This is a genomic window from Pseudarthrobacter sp. NPDC058119 (assembly GCF_042884655.1).
Lineage (GTDB): Bacteria > Actinomycetota > Actinomycetes > Actinomycetales > Micrococcaceae > Arthrobacter.
Window position 1 is genome coordinate 1 of record NZ_JBHVTN010000021.1, and the last position, 1,847, is coordinate 1,847.

General features: G+C 55.3%; 2 rRNA genes. Both read left to right on the forward strand.

Features of this window, described 5'->3' with window-relative positions:
• Window positions 1-1,070, forward strand: a 16S ribosomal RNA gene (locus tag ACFVTD_RS20960); the annotation flags it as partial.
• A gap of 530 nt (window positions 1,071-1,600) precedes the next feature.
• Window positions 1,601-1,847: ribosomal RNA gene (locus tag ACFVTD_RS20965) — 23S ribosomal RNA — on the forward strand; the annotation flags it as partial.

The following is a 1,847-nucleotide window of genomic DNA, read 5'->3' on the forward strand; positions in this document are numbered from 1 at the left end:
GTGACGGTACCTGCAGAAGAAGCGCCGGCTAACTACGTGCCAGCAGCCGCGGTAATACGTAGGGCGCAAGCGTTATCCGGAATTATTGGGCGTAAAGAGCTCGTAGGCGGTTTGTCGCGTCTGCCGTGAAAGTCCGGGGCTCAACTCCGGATCTGCGGTGGGTACGGGCAGACTAGAGTGATGTAGGGGAGACTGGAATTCCTGGTGTAGCGGTGAAATGCGCAGATATCAGGAGGAACACCGATGGCGAAGGCAGGTCTCTGGGCATTAACTGACGCTGAGGAGCGAAAGCATGGGGAGCGAACAGGATTAGATACCCTGGTAGTCCATGCCGTAAACGTTGGGCACTAGGTGTGGGGGACATTCCACGTTTTCCGCGCCGTAGCTAACGCATTAAGTGCCCCGCCTGGGGAGTACGGCCGCAAGGCTAAAACTCAAAGGAATTGACGGGGGCCCGCACAAGCGGCGGAGCATGCGGATTAATTCGATGCAACGCGAAGAACCTTACCAAGGCTTGACATGAACCGGAAAGATCTGGAAACAGGTCCCCCACTTGTGGTCGGTTTACAGGTGGTGCATGGTTGTCGTCAGCTCGTGTCGTGAGATGTTGGGTTAAGTCCCGCAACGAGCGCAACCCTCGTTCTATGTTGCCAGCACGTGATGGTGGGGACTCATAGGAGACTGCCGGGGTCAACTCGGAGGAAGGTGGGGACGACGTCAAATCATCATGCCCCTTATGTCTTGGGCTTCACGCATGCTACAATGGCCGGTACAAAGGGTTGCGATACTGTGAGGTGGAGCTAATCCCAAAAAGCCGGTCTCAGTTCGGATTGGGGTCTGCAACTCGACCCCATGAAGTCGGAGTCGCTAGTAATCGCAGATCAGCAACGCTGCGGTGAATACGTTCCCGGGCCTTGTACACACCGCCCGTCAAGTCACGAAAGTTGGTAACACCCGAAGCCGGTGGCCTAACCCCTTGTGGGAGGGAGCTGTCGAAGGTGGGACTGGCGATTGGGACTAAGTCGTAACAAGGTAGCCGTACCGGAAGGTGCGGCTGGATCACCTCCTTTCTAAGGAGCACCTACAACCAGCCACTCACTGTGTATGCGGTGGGGTTGGGGTTGTCAGGAAGCAAGCCCGTAGCACGGACGATTGTTCCGTGGCGGGTGCTCATGGGTGGAATATCAACGAATAGGTGCCTGGTGGCACGGACCATTTGCTAGTACGGATGCTCTTCTTTGTGGGGGTTGTCCTGGAACGTTGTGTGGTTTGGTGTCCTGGGTAGTGTTTGGCACACTGTTGGGTCCTGAGGCAACAGGGCCGGGGATGTAGGTAGGTTCCCGGGTTTGTTTGTTTCTGGTTTCCCTGCCATGACGGTCCGCGCATGTTTGATCCCTTTGGGGTTGGTGTGTGGGTTGTGTGGTGTGGGGTTGTTGTTTGAGAACTACATAGTGGACGCGAGCATCTTGTATAAGAAGCAATTTCCAAGATATTTAGAACCTGGATCTGGCTGCGCGTGATGGTACTGCCCTTGGGGTGGTGTTGTTGGGTGTGGTTGGTTTCCATGGTTTTCTCGAGTGAGCTTGTTTTTGATCTTTGTGGTCAAGTTTTTAAGAGCACACGGTGGATGCCTTGGCATTAGGAGCCGAAGAAGGACGTAGGAATCTGCGATAAGCCTGGGGGAGTCGATAACCGGACTGTGATCCCAGGGTGTCCGAATGGGGAAACCCCGCTGAGCGCGCGAGTGACTTGGTGACCCGTACCTGAACACATAGGGTGCGTGGGGGGAACGCGGGGAAGTGAAACATCTCAGTACCCGCAGGAAGAGAAAACAATAGTGATTCCGT